The sequence below is a fragment of the Bacillus sp. M5A3_1b genome, from assembly GCF_053345335.1.
Genome location: NZ_JBKEZY010000002.1, coordinates 210,998 through 232,692, shown reverse-complemented (window position 1 = coordinate 232,692; position 21,695 = coordinate 210,998). Strand labels below are relative to the sequence as shown.

Below are 21,695 nucleotides of genomic sequence, written 5' to 3'. Positions count from 1 at the left end.
TTAGTTCGAATATGGGCAGTATCAGAGCGAACTGCACCATGATTCAAAGCAATACGAAAAATAATAACTTGGATTCTGCCTTGATCCAATAACGGACTGGGACAGAGGGATGAATAATGCCGACTAACACACAACCCTTCTGCCCTTTTATGGCCAGAGGGGTTTTTTATATGATTTCGGCCATCTCCTCTCTCCTGTATAAAGGAGGAGTAGTTTTTGAAAACAAAAACAGATTTTTTGAAGATGAAAGAGCAAGGTGAGCCGATTACGATGCTAACGGCGTATGATTATCCGTCTGCTAAGTTAGCAGAAGAAGCTGAAGTTGATATGATTCTAGTTGGAGATTCCCTTGGGATGGTTGTGCTCGGCTACGATTCAACAGTACCTGTAACAGTAGAGGATATGATTCATCATACGAAAGCTGTACGCCGAGGAGCGAAAGAGACGTTTATTGTAACTGATATGCCATTTATGTCGTATCATGTGTCGCCTCAAGATACGATGGTGAATGCACGCCGCATTGTTCAAGAGAGTGGTGCTCATGCACTGAAGGTAGAAGGTGCAGGGGAAGTGGTATCAACTATTCATTACTTGACGAATGCGGGAATTCCTGTCGTGGCACACTTAGGCTTAACTCCTCAATCTGTAGGAGTACTAGGTGGGTATAAAGTACAAGGAAAAGATGCTGAAAGTGCAAAAAAATTAATAGAAGATGCGAAGAGATGTGAGGAAGCTGGTGCGATAGCGCTTGTGTTAGAATGTGTGCCAATGCAGTTAGCGGAATTAATTTCGAAGCAACTAACAATTCCGACGATTGGAATTGGAGCAGGGAAAAAAGTAGATGGGCAAGTACTTGTTTATCATGATCTTATCTCATACGGCGTAAATCGTGTTCCGAAATTTGTAAAGCAATATACGTCTGTTCAAGAGGAGATTGTGCGAGGGATTTCACAATACGTTACTGAAGTAAAGACAGGGCAATTTCCAGAAGAAAAACATTCATTCACAATGAAAGAGGAAGAATGCTTAGCGTTATACGGAGGAAAACAATAATGAAAATCGTAACTACAGTGCAAGAGATGCAGCAAATTACAAACGAACTTCGTATAAGTGGAAAAAGTATTGGTTTTGTTCCAACGATGGGTTATTTACATGAAGGCCATGCGACTTTATTACGTAAGGCAAGAGAAGAAAATGAAATTGTGGTTTTAAGCGTGTTTGTCAATCCGCTACAGTTTGGGCCGAATGAAGATTTAGATCGATACCCTCGTGATATTGATAGAGATGAAAATGTAGCAAAAGAAAACGGTGTAGATTATTTATTTTATCCGAGCGTAGAAGAAATGTATCCAGCAGAACAAACGACAACAGTAGCAGTTGTAAAGCGTACCGATGTATTATGTGGCAAACAAAGACCTGGTCATTTCGCTGGAGTTGCGACTGTACTAATGAAACTATTTAATATTACATTGCCAACGCGTGCTTATTTTGGTATGAAAGATGCACAGCAAGTTGCTGTCATTGAAGGATTTGTCGCTGATTTTAATATTCCGGTTACGATCGTACCAGTGGATATTGTAAGGGAAGTAGATGGATTAGCGAAAAGTTCTCGTAACGTGTATTTATCACAAGAAGAGCGTGAAGAGGCTCCTCATTTATATCGCAGTCTATGTAAAGCGAAAGAAAGAATTGAAGCAGGCGAACGTAATGCAGAAATCATTACAACTCTTGTGAAAGAGTATATTGAGACGTATACGAAAGGCACTGTAGATTATGCTGATTTATATGCCTATCCTTCACTACAAGTAATAGATAAAATTGAAGGACGAATCATTTTAGCAATTGCAGTTAAATTTGAGAATGTACGATTAATTGACAATATAACATTAACGGTTAAATAAGGGGGAGCATCTATGTTTCGCACAATGATGAGAGCGAAGTTACATCGCGCTACGGTAACAGAAGCAAACTTAAATTATGTAGGTAGTATTACAATTGATGAAGATTTAATGGATGCAGTAAATATTGTAGAAAATGAAAAAGTACAAATTGTAAATAACAATAATGGTGCGCGCTTAGAGACATATGTTATTAAAGGAGAACGCGGTAGCGGTGTTGTTTGTTTAAATGGTGCAGCTGCAAGGCTTGTACAGCCAGGGGATAAAGTTATTATTATTTGCTACGGTTTAGTGGCAGAAGAAAATATTCATAACCAAGAGCCGAAAATTGCAGTATTAGACGATGATAATCAAATTATCCAAATGTTAGGCGCTGAAAAAGCGGGTACGATATTATAAGTAAGAAGGCTATCTCTATTACGGAGATAGCTTTTTTGTGCATCTTTTCATTAAGATGAGATAAAACGTGGTATAGTAACATTATATAATTTTGTGTTTGATAGGTAAGAAATTGAGGTGTTACATATATGAGTAAACGTTATGTCGTTGTGGATTTAGAGACGACAGGGAACTCCTGGAAGGACGGGAAGGATAAAATTACCCAAATCGCAGCTGTTGTAGTGGAAGATGGAGAGATACTAGAGATTTTTTCATCTTTTATTAATCCGAAGAGAGAGATTCCGCCATTTATTACAGAATTAACAGGGATTGATGAGAGTATGGTTAAGCAAGCCCCGTTATTTCAAGATGTAGCCCCGATGGTTGTTGAGCTATTGCAAGGTGCAGCTTTCGTTGCACATAACGTTCACTTTGATTGGAATTTTTTAACGGAAGAATTAAGGTGGGCTGGATATACAGAAGTACATTGTCCGAAAGTTGATACAGTGGAGTTGGCGCAAATTCTTTTGCCGACAGCTGATAGTTATAAATTACGTGATTTAGCTAAACAACATGAATTAGAGCACGATCAACCGCATCGTGCGGATAGTGATGCTCTTGCAACAGCGGAATTATTTTTACAATTTTTAAATGAAATTGAAAAGTTACCACTTGTCACCTTGCAATCGCTTTATGAATTGAGCGATGTTTTTCAAAGTGATATAGCGGATGTACTTTCTGAAAATATTTTAAAGAAAATGATGCATGGTAGAAAAGTGGCAGAGGGGTATGAAGTGTATCGAAATATTGCGCTTCGAAAACGGAATTATGCTTTAAATCTCAGTGAAACATGTTCATCTAAATTTGATGCTTTCTTGCATAAGGCAATCGATAAACTTGAATTGAATATGCCAAAGTTTGAAAAAAGAGAAAGCCAACAGATTATGATGAAGGAAATATATACAGCACTAAGAGATTCTAGGTTTTCACTAATTGAAGCAGGAACAGGAACAGGAAAGACTCTTGCATATTTACTTCCAAGTATTTATTTTGCAACGAAAAAAGAAGAACCTGTCATCATAAGTACCCAAACAGTACAACTGCAACAACAAATATTAGAAAAAGAAATTCCATTATTACAGAAAATAATGCCATTTTCATTTGAAGTAGCTCTTTTGAAAGGAAGAAAGCATTATCTTTGTCTACATAAATTTGAATATGCTTTGCAAGAGGAAGAGAAAAATTATGATATGGCGCTCACAAAGGCAAAAATTTTAGTGTGGTTATTGCAAACAGAAACTGGCGATCGTGATGAATTAAATATTCCTGAGGGCGGAAAGTTACTTTGGAACCGTATTTGTAGTGATGTACATAGTCCAGGTGGGATGCAAAGCAACTGGTATAGCCGTTGTTTTTATCAACGAGCAAAGAATAAAGCATTATTTGCAGATATCGTTATTACAAATCATGCGTTATTATTTCAAGATTTTTCAAGTGAAGAACCACTATTTGCTTCATGTGAACATATTATTTTTGATGAAGCTCATCATATCGAGGAAGCGGCGAGTAGAACATTAGGTGAACAGTTCTCCTGTATGTATTTTCAATTAGTTTTATCTCGTCTTGGTACGCTAGAAACAGATGATGTACTTTCTAAAGTATATAAAATGATGAAAAAATCAGAGCAAGCCTCTCGTTCGACTTTCCGTATGGTGAGTCATAGTTTGAAGGAATTGAAATTTGATGCGGATGAGCTATTCCAAATGTTACGTGCTTTCATCTTTAAACAAACAAAGCAGGAACAAGGGATAAGCAATATGCCACTCATTTATCGATATAACACGGAAGTAGAGAAAGGTAAGTTATGGGATAGCATTACAGAGTTAACAAATCGTTTTGTATACGATGTAAGAAAATTATTGACTATACTTGAGAAGCAAGTTGATATATTGCAAAGTAAATTAGAATGGGAGATGCATGTTGTTACAGGTGAATTTATGCATTTAATTGAGTTGTTGAGAAAGATGGAACAATCTTTACAATTACTCATTTTAGAAAAAAATTCATACGTGACATGGATGGAGACTGAAACGAAGGGAACAATTCATTCAACCGTTTTATATGCACAGCCTGTTCATATTGGTGAAAGGCTTGCGGATGAATTTTTAACACAAAAAAAGAGTGTTATTTTCACATCAGCAACGTTAACAGTAAACGATTCATTTGACTATATAAAAGAGGAGCTAGGTTTACATGATTTTGCTCCCAATACATTACAGGTTCCATCACCATTCCGTTTTGAAGAACAGATGAAATTAATGGTTTCAACAGATGTGCCTTTTATTAAGCAAGCAAGTAATGAAGAATATATTGAATCTGTGTCGGCACATATTGCAAAAATAGCGAAAGCTACAAAAGGTAGAATGCTTGTTTTATTCACTTCGTATGAAATGTTGAAAGAAGCGTATACGAATTTGAAAAATGATGAGGAATTAGAGGGGTATTTATTATTAACGCAAAGTGTAAATAATAAGAGCCGAAGTCGTCTCATTCGTAAATTTCAAGAGTTCGACAAATCGATTTTGTTAGGAACAAGTAGTTTTTGGGAAGGGATAGATATACCTGGAGATGCCCTTAGTTGTCTTGTTATTGTACGGCTTCCCTTTACGCCTCCTCATCAACCGATGATGGAAGCAAAAGGAGAGTGGTTAAAAAATCAAGGAGAGGACGTATTCGCTAAGTTAGCACTCCCGCAAGCAATCTTGCGTTTCAAACAAGGATTTGGTCGTCTGATTAGAACAAGTACAGATACCGGAACAGTATTTGTATTAGACCGTCGTTTGATAAGCGCTTCTTATGGAAAACGTTTTTTACAATCAATCCCAACTGTTCCGCTTTATGAAGGCCCTCTAGAAGAATTATTAGAACAATTAAAGGCATGGCCAAATAAATAAAATTGGAAGAAAAATACGCCTGAAGTACATTTAAGCTTCAGGCGTAAAAAATGTGGGGAGGAGGAATTTTATTTTTCTTACTTCTTGTATACAAAATGTATTGGTTTTCGACTTGAAACCTTTTTTTGCAGTACATGTCCTGCTATAATAGATGGGTGATGAAGCAGGGGTTGTAAAGAATGTACTCTTATTGTAACCGTATTGCGTTCTTCTATAATTAGAAATTTTTGTGTAACGGAGGAGTTTTTTCATGGATAAGAAAATCGAAGTCCTATCAACGACGCGTATTAAATATTCGTCTGACTTGTATAAAATTGTTGATAGTTTGAATCGTACGTTAAAAGAACAGGACCTCATGTTCGGATTAGCATTAGACGAAAAAGATAAAGAAATAGCTGTATTTACGATTTACAGAACGTAATGATACAATGAAAAAGTGGATCTTTGCAATCGTTATCGTAATCGTTGCTAGCGGAATATATGGGGCGTATGTTTACAATAAAGCAATGGAAAAGAAAATCCATAAAGAGGCAAAATCTGTAGAAATTGCGAAAGAAAAGGCAAAGCTTACAAAAGTAAAATCTGTTGATTATTATAATGGAAATTCTTCATATACAGTCGTACAAGGTGTAGACGAAAAAGGAGAACAAATTATTGTTTGGGTGCCTAATAAAAAAGGGAATGTCCTTGTGAAGAAAAAGAGTGAAGGTATTCCTGAAAAAGAAGCTTTGCAAAAGTTGGCTGAACAAGCTACAGGAAAAGGTGATGAGCCAAAGCCAAAGCCAAAAGAAATTATAAAAGTAAAATTAGGTGCTCAAAACGATATTCCGTTGTGGGAAATTACATATATTGATCAGGAAGATCGTTATACGTATTATTATTTAGAGTTTCAAAATGGGGCTTATGCTGGTCACTACAGCATTGAAAAATAGATGTAGGGGGAACTACAAATGAAATTAGCAAAGCGAGTAGCTGCTTTAACACCATCTGCAACTTTAGAAATTACAGCAAAGGCACAAGCATTAAAAGCAGAAGGTCATGATGTAATTGGATTAGGGGCAGGAGAACCTGACTTTAATACGCCAGAACATATTATGGATGCTGCACATAAAGCGATGTTAGAAGGACATACGAAGTATACACCAACAGGTGGATTACAAGCGTTAAAACAAGAAATTGTGAAGAAGTTTACACGTGATCAAGGAATTGCGTATGATCCATCTGAAATTATTGTATGTAACGGTGCAAAGCATGCATTATATACATTATTCCAAGTGTTACTTGATGAAGGAGATGAAGTTATCATCCCAACTCCTTATTGGGTAAGTTATCCTGAGCAAGTAAAGCTTGCTGGAGGTAAGCCAGTTTACGTAGAAGGCCTGGAAGACAATGAGTACAAAATTACAGCGAAGCAGCTGCGTGAGGCAATTACAGAGAAAACGAAAGCAGTTATTATTAATTCACCGAGCAATCCAACAGGAATGATTTATAGCAAAGAGGAATTACAACAGCTTGGAGAGGTATGTTTAGAACACGATATTTTAATCGTTTCAGATGAAATTTATGAAAAATTAATTTATGGTGGAGCAGAATATACTTCGATTGCCCAGCTTTCTAATGTATTAAAAGAACAAACACTTATTATTAATGGTGTATCTAAATCTCATTCTATGACAGGATGGCGTATTGGATATGCAGCAGGAAATAAGCAGCTTATTAAAGCGATGACGAACTTAGCGAGTCATAGTACGTCAAACCCTACTTCAATCGCTCAATACGGCGCAATTGCAGCATATGCAGGCTCACAAGAACCTGTAGAAACAATGCGTCAAGCATTTGAAGAAAGATTAAACATTATTTATGATAAATTAATTCAAATCCCTGGCTTTACTTGCATTAAACCACAAGGTGCATTTTACTTATTCCCTAATGTAAAAGAAGCTGTAGCTTTATCAGGATACGAAACTGTGGATGATTGGGCAAAAGCTCTATTAGAAGAGGAAAAAGTGGCTCTTGTACCAGGTACAGGATTTGGTGCTCCAAATAACGTTCGTTTATCATATGCGACATCTCTTGAACAAGTAGAGAAAGCATTAGAACGCATTCATACGTTTATGAAAAGTAAAGTGCAAGCTTAATTGTATATTTTATTAACGCAATACAAAAAACCTTCCTACATAATAGGAAGGTTTTTTTGACGAATTGTGGCAAAAAGAAATAGCGAAAGGTGTGTTATACTAGAGAGCGAGGTGTTTGGTGATGAAAAAGAAAATGATGTTACAGTGGTTTGAGCAGGGAAGCATTGCAATTCCAAAATTACTTATGATGCATTATAAAAAATTAGGGTTAAATGAAATGGAATTTATGGTTGTACTTCATGTACACACATTTTTAGAATCGGGCAATTCGTTTCCGACTCCGTCAGAGATTTCAGAACGGATGACGATTACTGAAATGAAATGTATGGAAGTAATTCAGACATTGATTCAAAAAGGTTTTTTATCACTAGAAGGTGGACAAAAATCAGAAGCGATGATGTGTGAAAGTTATTCTTTACAACCGCTATGGGAAAAAATATTGCATTTCTTAATGAACGAATCAATAGAGGAAGAACAAAAAGAAATAAAACAACTGCAAGTAAATTTATATACAATATTTGAAAAAGAATTTGGAAGACCACTTTCTCCGTTTGAATGTGAAACGTTGGGTATGTGGGAAGATCAAGATCAACATCATCCGAATTTAATTCAAGCGGCCCTCAGGGAAGCTGTAATGAGCGGTAAGCTTAATTTCCGATATATTGATCGTATTTTATTTGAGTGGAAAAAGAATGGTATTAAAACAGTAGATCAAGCCCAAAACCAAGGACGGAAATTTAGAGCAAATCAACAACGAACGCAGCAAACGACAAAACAAGAGACGAAATTTACTGGGAAAGTGCCTTTTTATAATTGGTTGGAGCAGTAATGTAGGAGGAAGTATATGTTAAATAAAGCGCAAATTCGCTATTGTTTAGACACAATGGCGGATATGTATCCAGAAGCACATTGTGAATTAATTCATGATAATCCATTTGAATTAGTAATCGCGGTGGCGTTATCTGCACAATGTACAGATGCACTTGTAAATAAAGTGACGAAAAATTTATTTCAAAAATATAAAACACCAGAAGATTATTTAAGCGTGTCTTTAGAAGAATTACAACAAGATATACGTTCCATTGGATTGTTTAGAAATAAGGCGAAAAATATTCAAAAATTGTGCCAGATGTTGCTAGATGATTATAACGGGAAAGTTCCAGAAGACCGTGACGAGCTGACGAAATTACCAGGAGTAGGAAGAAAGACAGCGAATGTAGTTGTTTCGGTTGCATTTGGAATTCCAGCGATTGCTGTTGATACGCATGTAGAGAGAGTGAGTAAACGGTTAGCGATTTGTAGGTGGAAAGATTCGGTGTTAGAAGTAGAAAAGACATTAATGAAGAAAGTTCCGATGGATGAATGGGGCGTTACACATCATCGTATGATTTTCTTTGGGCGTTACCACTGTAAAGCACAGCGACCACAATGTGAAGAGTGCCGATTACTAGAAGTGTGTCGTGAAGGAAAGAAGCGAATGAAGGGGAAATAAAGGGTGGAGCGAGTTATAGAAATACCGAAAGAATTTCGGTGCTTACCATTTTTTACAGAAAGCGTAACTTCGATTACGTATCATACAGATCAGTCTTTTGAAGAAATAATACAAAATACTTACTTTATATTTGATATTGAAAGACAATATGAGCCGTGGAATGAAATTGAAAATAGTATTCCTGTACTGTTGAATGTATGGAAAAGTAAGCATGAAGACATTGCTACACTATTTCGAAACAGAAATAAGCAAGAAGCTGAAGGTCCAATGATTCTTTTTGCGGCACATTTGTTATCGATTATATATTGGCTAAATGAGCAACCTGTTCATAGTTTGAATGAAATGGAAGCTTATACGAGTAAATTGGAAGTACAACCAGTTAATTTTATGGAGCGATATTCGTTCATTATAAAGAAACCGAATAATTATCATTCCTATATTCAGTTAGCGCAGTTGTATATTGAAATAGAAAAGCTATATGTTAAGAAAATGATAACAAAAAAGAAGTCCTTTCCTCGTTAAGAGAAAGGACTTCTTTTTTTGTATTAAGACTCTGTTGTGACAACATTTCCGTCTGCGTGAGGTGTATCTCCTCCGGTATTTTGTTGTTGTTCTTGTTGCTTGTGTTGTTCTTCTTCAGCTTTTTTTCTAGCAGCCTCTTCTTCAGCTTTCTTTCTAGCAGCTTCTTCTTCGGCTTTCTTTCTAGCAGCTTCTTCTTCAGCAGCCTTTTTCTGAGCTTCTTCTTGTTGTTTACGTTGTTGTTGTTGTTGCTGTTGCTCTTGTTGTTTACGCTGCTCTTCATCAGCTTTTTTCTGAGCTTCTTCTTGTTTTAATTTATCTTCATTAGCCTTTTTCTGAGCTTCCTCATCAGCTTTTTTCTTAGCTTCTTCTTCGGCTTTCTTTTTGGCAGCTTCCTCTTCAGTTTTCTTAGCATCTGGAGTTCCGCCAGGCGCAGTGAAGGATGCTCCAACTGCTGGGCTTGTTCCAGTACCTTTTTTCGCTACTACAGAGAAGCTGTAAGTAACGCCAGGTTTAATACCACCAAGAGAAGCTGTCGTACCACTTATTGATAGGCTACCACTTGAACCGTCAGTCGCTTTATAGCTTGCTGCATACGCATCAACTTCTGTTGGTCCAGACCAGTTTAGTGTAACAGTACTAGCGCCATCGAAAGTGACATTAAGACCACTAGGTGCATCTACTTTAATTTGTTTAATTGCATCTTTTTTCGCACCTTTTACGTATAACTCTCCGTTTATTTCTTGTACAGAAGAAGGACGCTCGAAACGGGATTTATCTGTAGCGAATTTGCTCATCATTACTTGGAACATTTGTTGTGCAATTCTAGTATAACGGTCACTAATGTAGTTTTCTGGGCCATTTTTTTCGTAACCAGTCCATACTGCCATTGTATATTGCGGTGTATATCCAGCGAACCAACTATCTCTGTTTGCATCAGCTGGAATACCATATTTTTTAAGAACGTCTTCATCAAAGTTTTGTGTTCCTGTTTTACCGGCAACATCAACACCTGAAACGTATGCTGTTGGACCAGTACCGCCAGCACCAGGTTTTACTACGTCACGAAGAACGTCAGTCACCATGTAAGCTGTGTAGTCTTGCATCGCACGTTGTTCTTTCGGTTTAAAACTTTTCTTTTTCCCATCTGGGAAGATAACTTCTTTTACGAAGTGCGGTTTATTGTAGTTCCCACCGTTACCAAAGGCTGCATATGACCCCGCTAATTGTAATGGAGAACTATCGTTACTACCAATTGCTGTTGATTCATATGTTTTGCCGTCTTTAAATGTCATACCTAAACCTTCAGCAAACGCTTGTGACTTAGGAAGACCAACCGCTTGAGCTGTCTTTAAAGCTGGAATGTTTAATGACTTTTTCAAAGCTTCACGTAGTGAAACGTCACCTTTGTAACTATTTGTTGCATTTCGTATTTTTTTACCAGTGGAATACGTATACTCTGAGTCATTTAATTGATGATATGTAGACCATTGTAAATTCTCAATTGCTGGACCGTAGTCGAAAATTGGTTTCATTGTTGAACCAACTTGGCGTTTTAAATCAGTGGCCATATTATGACCTTTGAAAGTAGACTTACTTTCTTTACGCCCAGCTCCAATTGCTCGAACTTCTCCAGATTGTGTATCCATAAATACGAATGATCCTTGGAATTGATCGTTCGGATACTTAATAAGATTGCCATCCATAATTTTTTCAGCATAATCCTGAGCATCTTGGTCAAGTGTTGTATGAATCGTTAAACCATCTGAACCGATATTTATATCGGGATATTCTTTTTCAACTTCTTTTACAACAGCATCTAAAAATGCTTGATACTTCATCTCAGTTACTTCTGAAGCCGGTTGAAGACCCTTAGTTACAGAGATTTTCATTGCGTTATCCATTTCATCTTTTGTTATATAACCATGTCGATTCATTAATGACAATACGACATTACGACGATTTGTTGCTCGTTCAACATTTTCCTTTTTGGTTGGATCATAAATGTTTGGACCTTGGGGTAAACCAGCGAGCATAGCAGCTTCATGTAACTGTAAGTCTTTTAAATCTTTGTTATAATATTTTTGGGCTGCTGTTGCAATACCGTACGAACGGTTACCTAAGTTAATCTTATTTAAGTACATTTCTAAGATCTCATGTTTAGAGTATTGTTGCTCTAATTTGTAAGATAGGTACCATTCTTGTACTTTTCTCTTCGCAGTTTTGTCCATCGTTAGAAAATAGTTTTTGACTACTTGTTGTGTAATCGTACTACCACCTTGAGATCCGAACCCTCCAGTGACATTTTCCATAACTGCTTTTGTAGTTCGTTTAAAATCAATTCCATTATGATCATAGAAACGTGAATCCTCAGTTGCAAGGAATGCACTTTCAACTACCTTTGGAATTTGATCATACGTAACGTGGGTTCGTTTTTCAGCACCGTATTCATAGAAAAAGTTCCCATTCTTATCAAGAAACTTTGTTGATAAAGGATTGACAAGTTTTGATTTGTCTAATTTTGGAGCGTCCTTCACCATAACAAAGAAAGCGGAAACGCTAGCTATAAGACCAACGATACCAAGAAGTAGACAACCTATAAGGAATTTTTTAAAAAAGGAGCCCTTTTTCTTTGGTTTTTTTTCTTTATTTGTTTCTTGCTTTTGATTTTGATTTTTTACATGATTTCGTTCTGTACGAGAACGATAATTATCTGACATTATACTTTCTCCTACCTTTCATTCTCTCCCCAAAAGTCGAAAAAAGAGCCTTAGTGATGACTCTATCACGAAAAATAAACCGTGTCTAGTACACGGATATAATCAATCCGAGGGTGATAACCGCATGATAATAAAGATCCATGCTCTTCTATTTCTTCTTTCGTAATCGATTTCCGTCCACCAGTATTTTGACGATTCCAAAATGCAATAATATGTTTTGCATCTAGTAAATAAAGTTCATCAAAAAGTGTAAATTTAATAATAACAAATGCAATTCCATCATGAACGATTACTTGCTTCATATGTTCAATTTGATGAAGGTGGAAGTTTTGAAGTGGAAAGCTGGTTTTATTTTTTGTTTCTTTCGCTTCAAAATCGATGTATTTCCCTTTGTATACACCGTTGTAATCTGTTGTAGAAGGTTGTTTAAAATACGCTTCTTTTACCACTGCAGCACTTCGAGCGGGGTAATCTACTTTTACAATTTGAAGAGGTGTAGGTTTTTTATGTACACATGCAATATTATGGGTTAAGTAATATTCATTTGTTTCATTCAATTCCTCTTCAAGGGACATACCTCTATTACTATAAGTATGTTTTTTAATTGGTGTTTTATGGGGTTGTGAAGCTTGATTGTACCGTTTTCCGTTTGGGTAACGAATGGTCATAGTGTGTCCACTCCCAACTTGCTAAGAATTACTTACAAAGGTGATTATAACAAAAAATGAAAAAAGATGTGACCTTTTTGAAGAAAGGTATGATGACTTATTTATGTTTACATGGAATGATTATGAGAAAATTAAACAATATCGTAAAAATATGGTTTGTACAGACGAAGAAAAAACAATCGTTTATAACATTAAGAGGCAAATAGAAATGGCTAATATGGACAACATTTCTCGAACACAGTCTTATCAAGAATATTATGTAAGGAACAGTGAAATTAGGTGGGCCTTTTTAGCAAGTATGGTCTCGAGAAATGCGGGATGGAATATGACTGATTTAAAAGGGAGATATTATGCTACTGTTTTACCTCAAACAGTAAAAAAACATTTGTTTCTGACTTATGAAGAAGCGAATTGGATTATTTTTTTAGATGCATTTCCTCAGCTATTGTTATACGAAGAAAGTAAGAGGAGGCAGGTACCACTATTCTATTTGTTACAATATTTTAACGTATCAATTTTTATGGAAAAAGAATGGATTTATTTTTGGGAAAAAAAAGATATAAATAGGCTCATGACAGCGCTTATTATAAATGAGCAAAATAAAATTCAAAAACCAGTTATTGAGAATGCATATTTTAAAAAACATGTATTCCATACTGCACTTTTTAAATTGCAAGAAATGCTTCATATTAGTGCTGTTATTTTTCCGACTGTTGAAGGGAGGATGTATGGTTTTTCAGTTTATCAATTTGAAACGTTACAAAAGCGTATAGAACTAGGGCAGAAATTAGCGGAGTTACTGTTTCATCCGAATTATAAAAGTTTATTCCATAGGTTTGCATTGCAAACTATACACACAGGATCAAGAGCAGATTATGAATATTATGTAAGAGAAGCTAGAAAATCTTGTACGCCAGCCCTTAGAGAGGTTTATCCTGTCGTTGCACATAAGGAAATAAGTATGAGAGATTGGTTTTGTAGAGATATGGAAATAAATGAGTTGTTTCTACAGGAAGAGTATAAGGGTGAAGTTGATATAACAGAATGGTATAAAAGAAAGAGGGAGCAAATCTATGTTGCTTCTATCGTAAATCGTTTTGTTAAAAGGATGGATGAGTTCGTGATATAATAAAAAAGAAGTCCCGTCTTCATAAATGAAGACGGGACTTCTTAATGTAAAGTAATCCTGCCGTGTATGCTAAGAATTTAATCTCAAAACGTAATGAATATAAGAGATTAAGGATGCTCAGAAATTAGCTTTTTGTAAAAGTGCTAAAGTTTCACTTTATGTAGCAGGGAAGTTTGGACCATCTAACTTAGGGTTGCCAGTCTCGGGTTTATTTTGTTTGTTTTGTTTTTTCTTTTTTTCGTTTTTGTTCTTTACCATTTTCATACACCTCCTTTTTGTATTGTTACCATTTCTATAAATGACATACAAAATGATTTCTTTGACGAATAACAACTAGTTTTGTCATGTGAGCAGGAGTGAGGAGTCATTCGGCGAAATTACATGACAAAGGAAAAGCAAAGAAGGGGGCGTTTTGTATATGGCGATGGTTCAGAAGGAAGATGTAATGAAAACAATGGATCAAATGTTAAGTTCTCTCGATTTGCTGGAAATGAATATAGGGATTAGAATGAATCATGCATTGAAGGATACGGGTGAAAAAATATGCAATAAGATAGAAATAACAGAAATGCATATTGAGCATATGGAAAATAAATTAGTGCATCACGAAGAAAAAGGGAATTGGGTGAAGGCATTTCAAAACGTCGTAGTGAGTGCATAATAAGGTGGGAATAAAATGAAGTATGAAGCATTAATACAATCTTCAGAAAAACTCATGCAGTATAATAATGAAGCGAATGTGAAAAAAAGAGAAATGATTGAGTACGATTTTTATAAGGATATGAAACCATTTGTAGATATGGTAGATGAGGAATTAAAAGTGTGGAAAGAATTAGCTTATAAATGGATTAAGGAAGAAAAACCGAAGTATATACATGTACAGCAAATTGATCAAGTGTACGATAATTTACAGACAAATGTGTTGCAATGTTTTGTAAATAAAGGTAAAGGTAAGCGATTCTTTGAAACACATCAAGCCATTTCGTATACTTTGCAAAATATAATTGAGCAATGTAAGTAACAAGAGGGGAAACCCTCTTGTTTTTTTATGCTTCTGTCATTGTTGTAGGTTTTGTTGCACCGTTTATTTCTAATTCTTTTATTAATGTTCGGTAATCTGAAATGCATATTTTTCCTTCGAGATACCACTGTCTCGTAAAGTCTAACAATTCATTTACATTCTCTGTGTAATACCCCTTTTTTTGAGAAAACGCTTGTTTTAAATCCCCTAATACCATGTTGATTCCTCCCCCATGAGAATCTTCTTCTTCACTATCATAGCATGGAAGGGTTTTCTTTTTTAATTTTTTAAAAATTTAAACTTCCGACAAAAATAGACAGAGACTCCGCCACACAAATTATTTTACAAGTACATATTATATATGTAGAAACTTATGTGAAGGAGGAGAGAATGCATGTTTCAACAATCTAACGTATATCAGCAATCTAATCCATATGCACAGCAAAATATGTACCAATATAATACGGATACATATTTACGGTATAATATGTATCCTTTCGAGCCTAATTATGGAAATCAAAATTATTACCAGCCATTTGAAGTGTCGTTTATGAATCAACCACAACAACAGCAGCAACCCCATACGAATCAACAACAGCAGCCCTATATGGATCAACAGCAGCAACCCTATACGAATCAACAGCAGCAACCCTATATGGATCAACAACAGCAACCTTATATGAATTCACAATACTATATGCCACCACCATCTCCCTATGGAAATCAACAAGCGATGTTTTATCCACCAAAACAACCGTACCCGACGCAGAATAAACAAAAACAACAACAGCAACCGAGTCAATTTTCTAGTTTTGTTTCCCAATTTAAAAACTCAGATGGTAACTATGATGTAAATAAAATGATGAATACAGCTGGACAAATGATGAATGCGATGAACCAAGTGACAGGTATTGTAAAGCAAGTTGGAGGTTTTTTTGGTAAGTAATCTTGGGGGTTGTCTATAAAAAGCATTACGTATAAAGCAGAAGGCTAGACAAATTTCCTTGTAATAAATGGGTATATATAACAAACGGCTTTCTCTCTTTTCTCATATTGTAAAGTGTAGTCAGATTTTTTTAACGAGAGAGGAGAGAAAAAACTATGCATCATTGTCATCCTTGTTTTGGAGGGCATAAGCCTGTAGGACCTATCTGTACAACTGCTCCTGTCATTCATCCGACGAAACAATGCGTAACACATTCTTTTTCAACAACGGTGGTGCCACACATTTTCCCAACGCATACAACACATGTTCATCATCAACAAATTAAAAACCAAAACTTCTTCCCACAAACAAACTCGAATGTAAATGTTGTAGACCCGATCGATCCAGGGTTCGGCGGCGGATGTGGACCATGTGGTCATGGACATCATGGACATCATGGACATCACGTATCACCATTTGGACCAGGACCAAATGTATCACCATTCGGACCAGGACCAAATGTATCACCATTCGGACCAGGACCAAATGTATCACCATTCGGACCAGGACCAAATGTATCACCATTCGGACCAAACGTTGGTGGAATATTTAAAAAGTAAATGATATGTTAGAACTAGCGAAATGCTAGTTCTTTTTTTGTAATTGGAGTGTTGATATGAAAGTTATTGCTGTAACGGGATATAAGCCATTTGAACTTGGTATATTTAAAAATGATCATCCAGGGGTGGAATGTATAAAAAAAGCATTGCATCGAAAATTAACTACTTTTGTAGAAGAAGGTTTGGAATGGGTGATAATAAGTGGGCAGTTAGGAGTCGAATTATGGGCTGCTGAAGTTGTTTTTGAAATTCAAGTAGAATATCCAAATCTAAAATTAGCGGTATTTACTCCGTTTTTAGAACAAGAAGAAAGCTGGAAGGAAGATAACCGTGAATATTACGAATGTATTCTCTCTCAAGCAGACCATATTGATAGTATTACGAAACGGAAGTACGAAAGCCCGGAACAATTTAAATTAAAAAATCAATTTTTTATTGAAAAAAGTGATGCACTTTTAGCTGTATATGATGAAGAAAAACCAGGGAGTCCCAAATATATTGTAGAAGCAGCAAAGAAAAAAGGAGAAATAGAAAATTATCACAGTTATTTTATTCTTTTTTCTGATTTACAAGATATAATAGAAGAGGAACAGTGGAATAATGCTGAGTAATATGTAATATAGTACTCGTATATATGATTGACAAAAGGCATTGTTTCTGAAAAAATTTAGGTAATGAAAGTTTTGGCAAAAATTTGAGGTGAAGAAAATGATTTCGGATAAAATTAAATTAACGGCGAAAGATATTTTAGAAAAAGAATTTAAAACAGGCATGAGAGGCTATCAACAAGAAGAAGTAGACAAGTTTCTTGATATGATCATTAAAGACTATGAAGCTTTCCACAAGGAGTTTGATCAATTAAAGCAACAAAATGCTCGTTTAAAGCGTGAATTAGAGGAACAAAAATTAGTAGCAACGCAAGTGCCACAACAACCAGTTGTACAAACACCAGTTGCACAACCTGTATATAACAACACGAATACGGACATTTTAAAACGTCTATCTAATTTAGAAAAAGCTGTATTTGGAAGTAAGTTATACGAATAATTTCTAGTGGTAAAAAGGTTAAAGCATTTTACATAGAAAAAAACATTGCAAAATCTTTTTGTTTCCACTATACTAATGGATGTCATAACGTTTGGGTAATCGCTGCAACGCTAACGTTGTAGAGGAAAGTCCATGCTCGCACGGCCTGAGATGGCTGTAGTGTTCGTGCCTAGCCAATTCATAAGCTAGGGTATTCTGGCTGTAAGGCTGGTTTAACGGCAGGGAAAAAACCTAAGTCCTTTCGGATATGGTTTGACTACCTTTAAAGTGCCACAGTGACGAAGTCCTTGAAGAAATGATAGGAGTGGAACGAGGTAAACCCCACGAGCGAGAAACCCAAATAATGGTAGGGGAATCTTTTCCAAGGAAATGAACGATGGGAAAGGACAGGTTGTATAACCTGTAGATAGATGATTGCCACCGGAGTACGAGGCGTGGGCCGTTTGCAGTACAAAGGAACAGAACATGGCTTACAGAACGTTATGAACCAACTATGAAATAACTCAGCTCTCCTTTGTTAGAGGAGGGCTTTTTATTTGTATGAAGTTATAAATTATGAGTTAAAATGGTTAATGAGAAAATTCTTCGTAAAATGTAATGATTAATAGGACAAATTGCTATTAATTATTGTTTAACTATACATAAGAGGTGAATGCAAATGGGAAAAGTTACTTTAATTGCAACAGCGGCAATGGGTATTGAAGCGTTAGTTGCCCGAGAAGTTCGTGATCTTGGTTATGAATGCCAAGTGGAAAACAGCAAAGTAACATTTGAAGCAGATGAAAAGGCGATTTGTCGCACGAACTTATGGTTACGTACTGCGGACCGTGTGAAAATTAAAGTTGGCGAATTCAAAGCGACAACATTTGATGAGCTGTTTGAAAAGACGAAAGCATTAAACTGGGGAGATTATATTCCAGAGAATGGGGAATTCCCTGTAATTGGTAAATCGTTAAAATCTGAGTTGTTCAGTGTTTCAGATTGCCAACGTATCGTTAAAAAAGCTGTCGTTGAAAAATTAAAAACAACATATAAACGTACAACTTGGTTTGAAGAAGATGGTCCGTTATTCCGTATTGAGATCGCAATGCTCAAGGATATTGCAACATTAACAATTGATGCAAGTGGTGTTGGACTTCATAAACGTGGATACCGTATGGATCAAGGGGAAGCCCCATTAAAAGAAACATTGGCTGCGTCTTTAATTAAGTTAACAAACTGGAAGCCGGATCGTCCTTTCGTGGATCCTTTCTGTGGATCAGGTACAATTCCGATTGAAGCAGCATTAATTGGACAAAATATTGCACCAGGATTTAACCGTGGCTTCGCATCAGATGAGTGGGGCTGGGTTGGTAAACAAAACTGGCGTGAAGCTCGTCAAGAAGCTGAAGATTTAGCGAATTATAATCAACCACTACAAATCATTGGGTCAGATATTGATCATCGTATGATCCGAGTTGCTCAAGATAATGCAGAAGAAGTGGGCTTAAGTGATTTAATTACATTTAAACAAATGCAAGTAAAAGATTTCACGACAAAAGAGGATTATGGCTATGTTGTAACGAATCCTCCATACGGAGAACGTTTAAGTGAAAAAGCACTCGTTGAACAATTGTACAAAGAAATGGGACAAGTATTCCGCCCATTAGATACATGGTCAGCGTATGTATTAACAAGCTACGAAGCATTTGAAAAGTGTTATGGAAAAGATGCATCGAAGAAACGTAAACTGTTTAATGGGTTTATCCGTACAGATTACTACCAATACTTCGGAAAACGTCCACCGCGTAATTCATAGTATAAAACTCCTCCAGCGCGCATATACTGGCTATTATGTAATGCGTAAAGGAGGACGTGATATGGATAGTTTCCAATTATCTATGATTCAAAAAGCTATTCATCGTACGTATGATGAGATCGGGAAAGAAGTGGATAGCCAAGGTACGATTGTAGAGGAAATACAAAAAGCACAAGAAGAATATTTGTCAGCTCTTTCACACGAAACAGCGATTGATAAACGGTATTTAAAGTCATTAATATAGAAAAAAATTTTCCTTTTTCGAAAGGAAAATTTTTTTTCGTGTATTTCTATGTATGGCAACAGGGGAAAGTGGCTGCACACATATGAGTAGCAGTTGCTATATCTTTTTATAGAAAAACTTTTTGGTTGGAGGCTAAGGATGTTTACTGAGAAGAGATTACCATTTGAAGTAGGAAAACAAGATAATTTTTATGATAAGTTGAATGAATGGATTGGAGATGTGTTTTACGATATCCTTCCGGAAAAAGGCTTTGAAGAGCGTGATGAACAAATTTTTATGGCGTTTCAATTAGAGCGTGCTTTCCAAGAAAAGAAAGTAATGTTCGCAGAAGCGGGTGTAGGAACAGGGAAAACAATTGTATATCTTCTATATGCAATTTGCTATGCGCGTTATACTGGAAAACCAGCTATTATCGCTTGTGCTGATGAAACGTTAATTGAGCAGCTTGTGAAAGAAGAAGGAGACATTGCTAAGTTATCTGAAGCATTAGGACTATCTGTTGATGTTAGACTTGCGAAATCAATGGATAATTATTTATGTTTACGTAAACTTGAAGATGTTATGAGTGGACGAGCTCCAGAAGTAATTGAAGATGTATACTACGAATTACCACAGTTTGTATTCGATCATGGTACGATGCAAAACTTTACTCACTACGGCGACAGAAAAGAATTTCCACTTTTAAATGATGAGGAATGGTCAAAAGTAAATTGGGATTACTTCCAAGATTGCTTCACTTGTGATTCTCGTCATCGTTGTGGTCAAACTCTTTCTCGTGAACATTATCGTAAAGCGGCAGATTTAATTATTTGTTCTCAAGATTTCTACATGGATCATATTTGGACGTACGATGCTCGTAAGCGTGAAGGGCAAATTCCGTTATTACCTGAAAGTAGCTGCGTTGTATTCGATGAAGGACATCTTGTAGAATATGCAGCTCAAAAAGCTTTAACATATCGTTTAAAGCAAACGATGATGGAGCAACTTTTAACAAGATTGTTGCAAAATGATATTCGTGAAGAGTTTGCACATTTAGTAGAAGAAACAATTTGGCAAACAGAGCGATTCTTTGATGTGTTACAAGAAAATAAAAAGGAAATCGCCGGTTCTGATCGTTTAGAAATTACTGTGACAGAAAAAGTAACAGCTGAAGCGAATAGACTTTATGCGAAAATTGGTGAAGTCGGTGATGCATTAGTATTTGAAAGTGAAATGCATACAGTAAACACGTATGATTTAAATATCGTTGATGAACATTTAGATGTATTAGAACATTCACTTCGTCTGTTCATGCACGAGAAAAATGTAATTACATGGGGTGAAGAAGGTGATGGAGCCTTCACGTTAGTGATTATGCCACGTGCAGTTGAAGAAGTATTACAAGAGAAAGTATTCTCGAAGAAAATCCCGTATATTTTCTCTTCTGCTACATTATCTAACAACGATTCATTCGCATTTACAGCAAATAGCCTAGGGGTAAAAGATTACTTATCATTCTCAGTTGCCTCACCGTTTGATTATGAGGAGCAAATGGCAGTAAACTTACTATCGCATACGAAAGAGAACGAATGGGAAAGAAAGTGTCAATATACACTTGAAAATATACAGAAAACAAATGGACGTACACTTGTATTATTCCGTACAACACAAGAACTTGCAGCGTTTAAAGAATATGTAAGTAAAGAACAAATGTCCGTTCCGTTCCTATATGAAGGGGATCAAGAAATTAGTCAGCTCGTTTCTCGTTTCCAAAATGAAGAAGAGACTGTACTTTGTGCTGTTCATTTATGGGAAGGTTTAGATATTCCAGGTTCATCATTATCGCATGTTATTATTTGGTCATTACCATTCCCTCCAAACGATCCTGTGTTTGAAGCGAAGCGTAAACATGTAAATAATCCATTCTGGGATGTAGATGTACCGTATATGATTTTACGTCTTCGTCAAGGGATTGGACGTTTAATTCGTACGAGCGACGATAAAGGGGCTATATCAATCTTCTTATCTGATACAGAAGATGAGAAAGTGATAGAAGCGGTGAAAAACGTACTACCAGTAGAAGGTAAAGAATTATAAGGAGAAAGCTTGGCGCTTGCCAAGCTTTTTTTCTATTATAAAAGGAATTTAGGTTTCCATGTCGAATT

The 21,695-nt window shown here is 36.1% G+C and carries 24 protein-coding genes and 1 other RNA gene; 21 read left to right on the top strand and 4 right to left on the bottom strand.

Annotated elements, in window-relative coordinates; translation table 11 throughout:
- Positions 1-216 precede the first annotated feature (216 nt).
- The 10 genes from panB to ACLBWW_RS07300 all read left to right on the top strand — a co-directional run bounded on the left by panB (position 217) and on the right by ACLBWW_RS07300 (position 9,382).
- The gene (panB, locus tag ACLBWW_RS07345) at positions 217-1,053 is read left to right on the top strand and encodes a 3-methyl-2-oxobutanoate hydroxymethyltransferase (protein ID WP_000853116.1); all 837 of its coding nucleotides are present in this window, start codon (positions 217-219) and stop codon (positions 1,051-1,053) included.
- Positions 1,053-1,901: a pantoate--beta-alanine ligase gene (panC, locus tag ACLBWW_RS07340; protein ID WP_046955211.1), complete on the top strand. Its 849-nt coding sequence runs from the start codon at positions 1,053-1,055 to the stop codon at positions 1,899-1,901. Before panB ends, panC begins: the two co-directional genes overlap by 1 nt.
- Positions 1,902-1,913: 12 nt before the next feature.
- Complete coding sequence (gene panD / locus ACLBWW_RS07335; protein WP_000490178.1) at positions 1,914-2,297, top strand: aspartate 1-decarboxylase; 384 nt, start codon at positions 1,914-1,916, stop codon at positions 2,295-2,297.
- Positions 2,298-2,425: 128 nt separating this feature from the next.
- Positions 2,426-5,230 carry an ATP-dependent DNA helicase DinG gene (gene dinG / locus ACLBWW_RS07330; protein ID WP_098047383.1) on the top strand — a complete coding sequence of 935 codons (2,805 nt, stop codon included), beginning with the start codon at positions 2,426-2,428 and terminating at the stop codon, positions 5,228-5,230.
- A gap of 250 nt (positions 5,231-5,480) precedes the next feature.
- Positions 5,481-5,651 carry a YpmA family protein gene (locus ACLBWW_RS07325; protein WP_000358351.1) on the top strand — a complete coding sequence of 57 codons (171 nt, stop codon included), beginning with the start codon at positions 5,481-5,483 and terminating at the stop codon, positions 5,649-5,651.
- A gap of 7 nt (positions 5,652-5,658) precedes the next feature.
- Positions 5,659-6,162: a cell wall elongation regulator TseB-like domain-containing protein gene (locus ACLBWW_RS07320; RefSeq protein WP_046955209.1), complete on the top strand. Its 504-nt coding sequence runs from the start codon at positions 5,659-5,661 to the stop codon at positions 6,160-6,162.
- 18 nt (positions 6,163-6,180) lie between these two features.
- The gene (aspB, locus tag ACLBWW_RS07315; protein WP_098132583.1) at positions 6,181-7,368 is read left to right on the top strand and encodes an aspartate transaminase AspB; all 1,188 of its coding nucleotides are present in this window, start codon (positions 6,181-6,183) and stop codon (positions 7,366-7,368) included.
- 121 nt (positions 7,369-7,489) lie between these two features.
- On the top strand, positions 7,490-8,197 hold the full coding sequence (gene dnaD / locus ACLBWW_RS07310) for a DNA replication protein DnaD (protein ID WP_098977604.1): 708 nt from the start codon (positions 7,490-7,492) through the stop codon (positions 8,195-8,197).
- A gap of 15 nt (positions 8,198-8,212) precedes the next feature.
- The gene (gene nth, locus ACLBWW_RS07305) at positions 8,213-8,860 is read left to right on the top strand and encodes an endonuclease III (protein WP_098047384.1); all 648 of its coding nucleotides are present in this window, start codon (positions 8,213-8,215) and stop codon (positions 8,858-8,860) included.
- A gap of 3 nt (positions 8,861-8,863) precedes the next feature.
- The gene (locus ACLBWW_RS07300; protein ID WP_098132584.1) at positions 8,864-9,382 is read left to right on the top strand and encodes a YpoC family protein; all 519 of its coding nucleotides are present in this window, start codon (positions 8,864-8,866) and stop codon (positions 9,380-9,382) included.
- Between the two features lie 23 nt (positions 9,383-9,405).
- Here ACLBWW_RS07300 and ACLBWW_RS07295 read toward each other — a convergent pair whose 3' ends face one another.
- The gene (locus ACLBWW_RS07295) at positions 9,406-12,099 is read right to left on the bottom strand and encodes a PBP1A family penicillin-binding protein (RefSeq protein WP_447613969.1); all 2,694 of its coding nucleotides are present in this window, start codon (positions 12,097-12,099) and stop codon (positions 9,406-9,408) included.
- A 65-nt stretch (positions 12,100-12,164) separates the two neighbouring features.
- Positions 12,165-12,767, bottom strand: coding sequence for a Holliday junction resolvase RecU (recU, locus tag ACLBWW_RS07290; RefSeq protein ID WP_046958934.1), 603 nt, complete (start codon positions 12,765-12,767; stop codon positions 12,165-12,167).
- A 103-nt stretch (positions 12,768-12,870) separates the two neighbouring features.
- Here recU and ACLBWW_RS07285 point away from each other — a divergent pair, with 103 nt between their 5' ends.
- On the top strand, positions 12,871-13,896 hold the full coding sequence (locus ACLBWW_RS07285) for a DUF2515 domain-containing protein (protein ID WP_098132596.1): 1,026 nt from the start codon (positions 12,871-12,873) through the stop codon (positions 13,894-13,896).
- Positions 13,897-14,052: 156 nt separating this feature from the next.
- On the opposite strand, the gene ACLBWW_RS07280 is transcribed toward ACLBWW_RS07285, so the two are convergent.
- Positions 14,053-14,229 (bottom strand): hypothetical protein, encoded by a 177-nt coding sequence (locus ACLBWW_RS07280; protein WP_003304757.1) that lies wholly within the window; start codon positions 14,227-14,229, stop codon positions 14,053-14,055.
- 85 nt (positions 14,230-14,314) lie between these two features.
- On the opposite strand from ACLBWW_RS07280, the gene ACLBWW_RS07275 reads away from it, so the two are divergent.
- Positions 14,315-14,557 carry a hypothetical protein gene (locus ACLBWW_RS07275; RefSeq protein ID WP_001252041.1) on the top strand — a complete coding sequence of 81 codons (243 nt, stop codon included), beginning with the start codon at positions 14,315-14,317 and terminating at the stop codon, positions 14,555-14,557.
- Between the two features lie 15 nt (positions 14,558-14,572).
- The gene (locus ACLBWW_RS07270; RefSeq protein ID WP_000872967.1) at positions 14,573-14,917 is read left to right on the top strand and encodes a YppE family protein; all 345 of its coding nucleotides are present in this window, start codon (positions 14,573-14,575) and stop codon (positions 14,915-14,917) included.
- Between the two features lie 25 nt (positions 14,918-14,942).
- On the opposite strand, the gene ACLBWW_RS07265 is transcribed toward ACLBWW_RS07270, so the two are convergent.
- Positions 14,943-15,134: a YppF family protein gene (locus ACLBWW_RS07265; RefSeq protein ID WP_098078645.1), complete on the bottom strand. Its 192-nt coding sequence runs from the start codon at positions 15,132-15,134 to the stop codon at positions 14,943-14,945.
- Positions 15,135-15,311: 177 nt separating this feature from the next.
- On the opposite strand from ACLBWW_RS07265, the gene ACLBWW_RS07260 reads away from it, so the two are divergent.
- The 8 genes from ACLBWW_RS07260 to ACLBWW_RS07225 all read left to right on the top strand — a co-directional run bounded on the left by ACLBWW_RS07260 (position 15,312) and on the right by ACLBWW_RS07225 (position 21,627).
- Entirely contained in the window at positions 15,312-15,863 is a 552-nt protein-coding gene (locus ACLBWW_RS07260) for a YppG family protein (protein WP_000487713.1), read from the top strand.
- 155 nt (positions 15,864-16,018) lie between these two features.
- Complete coding sequence (locus tag ACLBWW_RS07255; protein WP_447613968.1) at positions 16,019-16,462, top strand: CotD family spore coat protein; 444 nt, start codon at positions 16,019-16,021, stop codon at positions 16,460-16,462.
- A 56-nt stretch (positions 16,463-16,518) separates the two neighbouring features.
- Complete coding sequence (locus ACLBWW_RS07250) at positions 16,519-17,073, top strand: DUF1273 domain-containing protein (RefSeq protein ID WP_048543489.1); 555 nt, start codon at positions 16,519-16,521, stop codon at positions 17,071-17,073.
- A 97-nt stretch (positions 17,074-17,170) separates the two neighbouring features.
- Positions 17,171-17,509 carry a cell division regulator GpsB gene (gpsB, locus tag ACLBWW_RS07245; RefSeq protein ID WP_000622425.1) on the top strand — a complete coding sequence of 113 codons (339 nt, stop codon included), beginning with the start codon at positions 17,171-17,173 and terminating at the stop codon, positions 17,507-17,509.
- 87 nt (positions 17,510-17,596) lie between these two features.
- An RNA gene (gene rnpB, locus ACLBWW_RS07240) (RNase P RNA component class B) lies at positions 17,597-17,987 on the top strand.
- A gap of 180 nt (positions 17,988-18,167) precedes the next feature.
- Entirely contained in the window at positions 18,168-19,307 is a 1,140-nt protein-coding gene (locus tag ACLBWW_RS07235; protein WP_000521230.1) for a THUMP domain-containing class I SAM-dependent RNA methyltransferase, read from the top strand.
- Between the two features lie 61 nt (positions 19,308-19,368).
- Entirely contained in the window at positions 19,369-19,551 is a 183-nt protein-coding gene (locus tag ACLBWW_RS07230) for a DUF3921 family protein (protein ID WP_048543487.1), read from the top strand.
- Positions 19,552-19,689: 138 nt separating this feature from the next.
- Entirely contained in the window at positions 19,690-21,627 is a 1,938-nt protein-coding gene (locus ACLBWW_RS07225) for an ATP-dependent DNA helicase (RefSeq protein ID WP_060489642.1), read from the top strand.
- The last annotated feature ends 68 nt before the right edge of the window (positions 21,628-21,695 follow it).

Coding starts and splice junctions, on each gene's coding strand:
- ACLBWW_RS07260 (WP_000487713.1), top strand. CDS start 15,312: ATGTTTCAACAATCTAACGTATATCAGCAATCTAATCCATATGCACAG.
- ACLBWW_RS07250 (WP_048543489.1), top strand. CDS start 16,519: ATGAAAGTTATTGCTGTAACGGGATATAAGCCATTTGAACTTGGTATA.
- panC (WP_046955211.1), top strand. CDS start 1,053: ATGAAAATCGTAACTACAGTGCAAGAGATGCAGCAAATTACAAACGAA.
- ACLBWW_RS07325 (WP_000358351.1), top strand. CDS start 5,481: ATGGATAAGAAAATCGAAGTCCTATCAACGACGCGTATTAAATATTCG.
- ACLBWW_RS07285 (WP_098132596.1), top strand. CDS start 12,871: ATGTTTACATGGAATGATTATGAGAAAATTAAACAATATCGTAAAAAT.
- dnaD (WP_098977604.1), top strand. CDS start 7,490: ATGAAAAAGAAAATGATGTTACAGTGGTTTGAGCAGGGAAGCATTGCA.
- dinG (WP_098047383.1), top strand. CDS start 2,426: ATGAGTAAACGTTATGTCGTTGTGGATTTAGAGACGACAGGGAACTCC.
- ACLBWW_RS07230 (WP_048543487.1), top strand. CDS start 19,369: ATGGATAGTTTCCAATTATCTATGATTCAAAAAGCTATTCATCGTACG.
- ACLBWW_RS07320 (WP_046955209.1), top strand. CDS start 5,659: ATGAAAAAGTGGATCTTTGCAATCGTTATCGTAATCGTTGCTAGCGGA.
- aspB (WP_098132583.1), top strand. CDS start 6,181: ATGAAATTAGCAAAGCGAGTAGCTGCTTTAACACCATCTGCAACTTTA.
- ACLBWW_RS07275 (WP_001252041.1), top strand. CDS start 14,315: ATGGCGATGGTTCAGAAGGAAGATGTAATGAAAACAATGGATCAAATG.
- ACLBWW_RS07265 (WP_098078645.1), bottom strand. CDS start 15,134: ATGGTATTAGGGGATTTAAAACAAGCGTTTTCTCAAAAAAAGGGGTAT.
- recU (WP_046958934.1), bottom strand. CDS start 12,767: ATGACCATTCGTTACCCAAACGGAAAACGGTACAATCAAGCTTCACAA.
- ACLBWW_RS07270 (WP_000872967.1), top strand. CDS start 14,573: ATGAAGTATGAAGCATTAATACAATCTTCAGAAAAACTCATGCAGTAT.
- nth (WP_098047384.1), top strand. CDS start 8,213: ATGTTAAATAAAGCGCAAATTCGCTATTGTTTAGACACAATGGCGGAT.
- ACLBWW_RS07235 (WP_000521230.1), top strand. CDS start 18,168: ATGGGAAAAGTTACTTTAATTGCAACAGCGGCAATGGGTATTGAAGCG.
- ACLBWW_RS07295 (WP_447613969.1), bottom strand. CDS start 12,099: ATGTCAGATAATTATCGTTCTCGTACAGAACGAAATCATGTAAAAAAT.
- gpsB (WP_000622425.1), top strand. CDS start 17,171: ATGATTTCGGATAAAATTAAATTAACGGCGAAAGATATTTTAGAAAAA.
- ACLBWW_RS07255 (WP_447613968.1), top strand. CDS start 16,019: ATGCATCATTGTCATCCTTGTTTTGGAGGGCATAAGCCTGTAGGACCT.
- ACLBWW_RS07225 (WP_060489642.1), top strand. CDS start 19,690: ATGTTTACTGAGAAGAGATTACCATTTGAAGTAGGAAAACAAGATAAT.
- panD (WP_000490178.1), top strand. CDS start 1,914: ATGTTTCGCACAATGATGAGAGCGAAGTTACATCGCGCTACGGTAACA.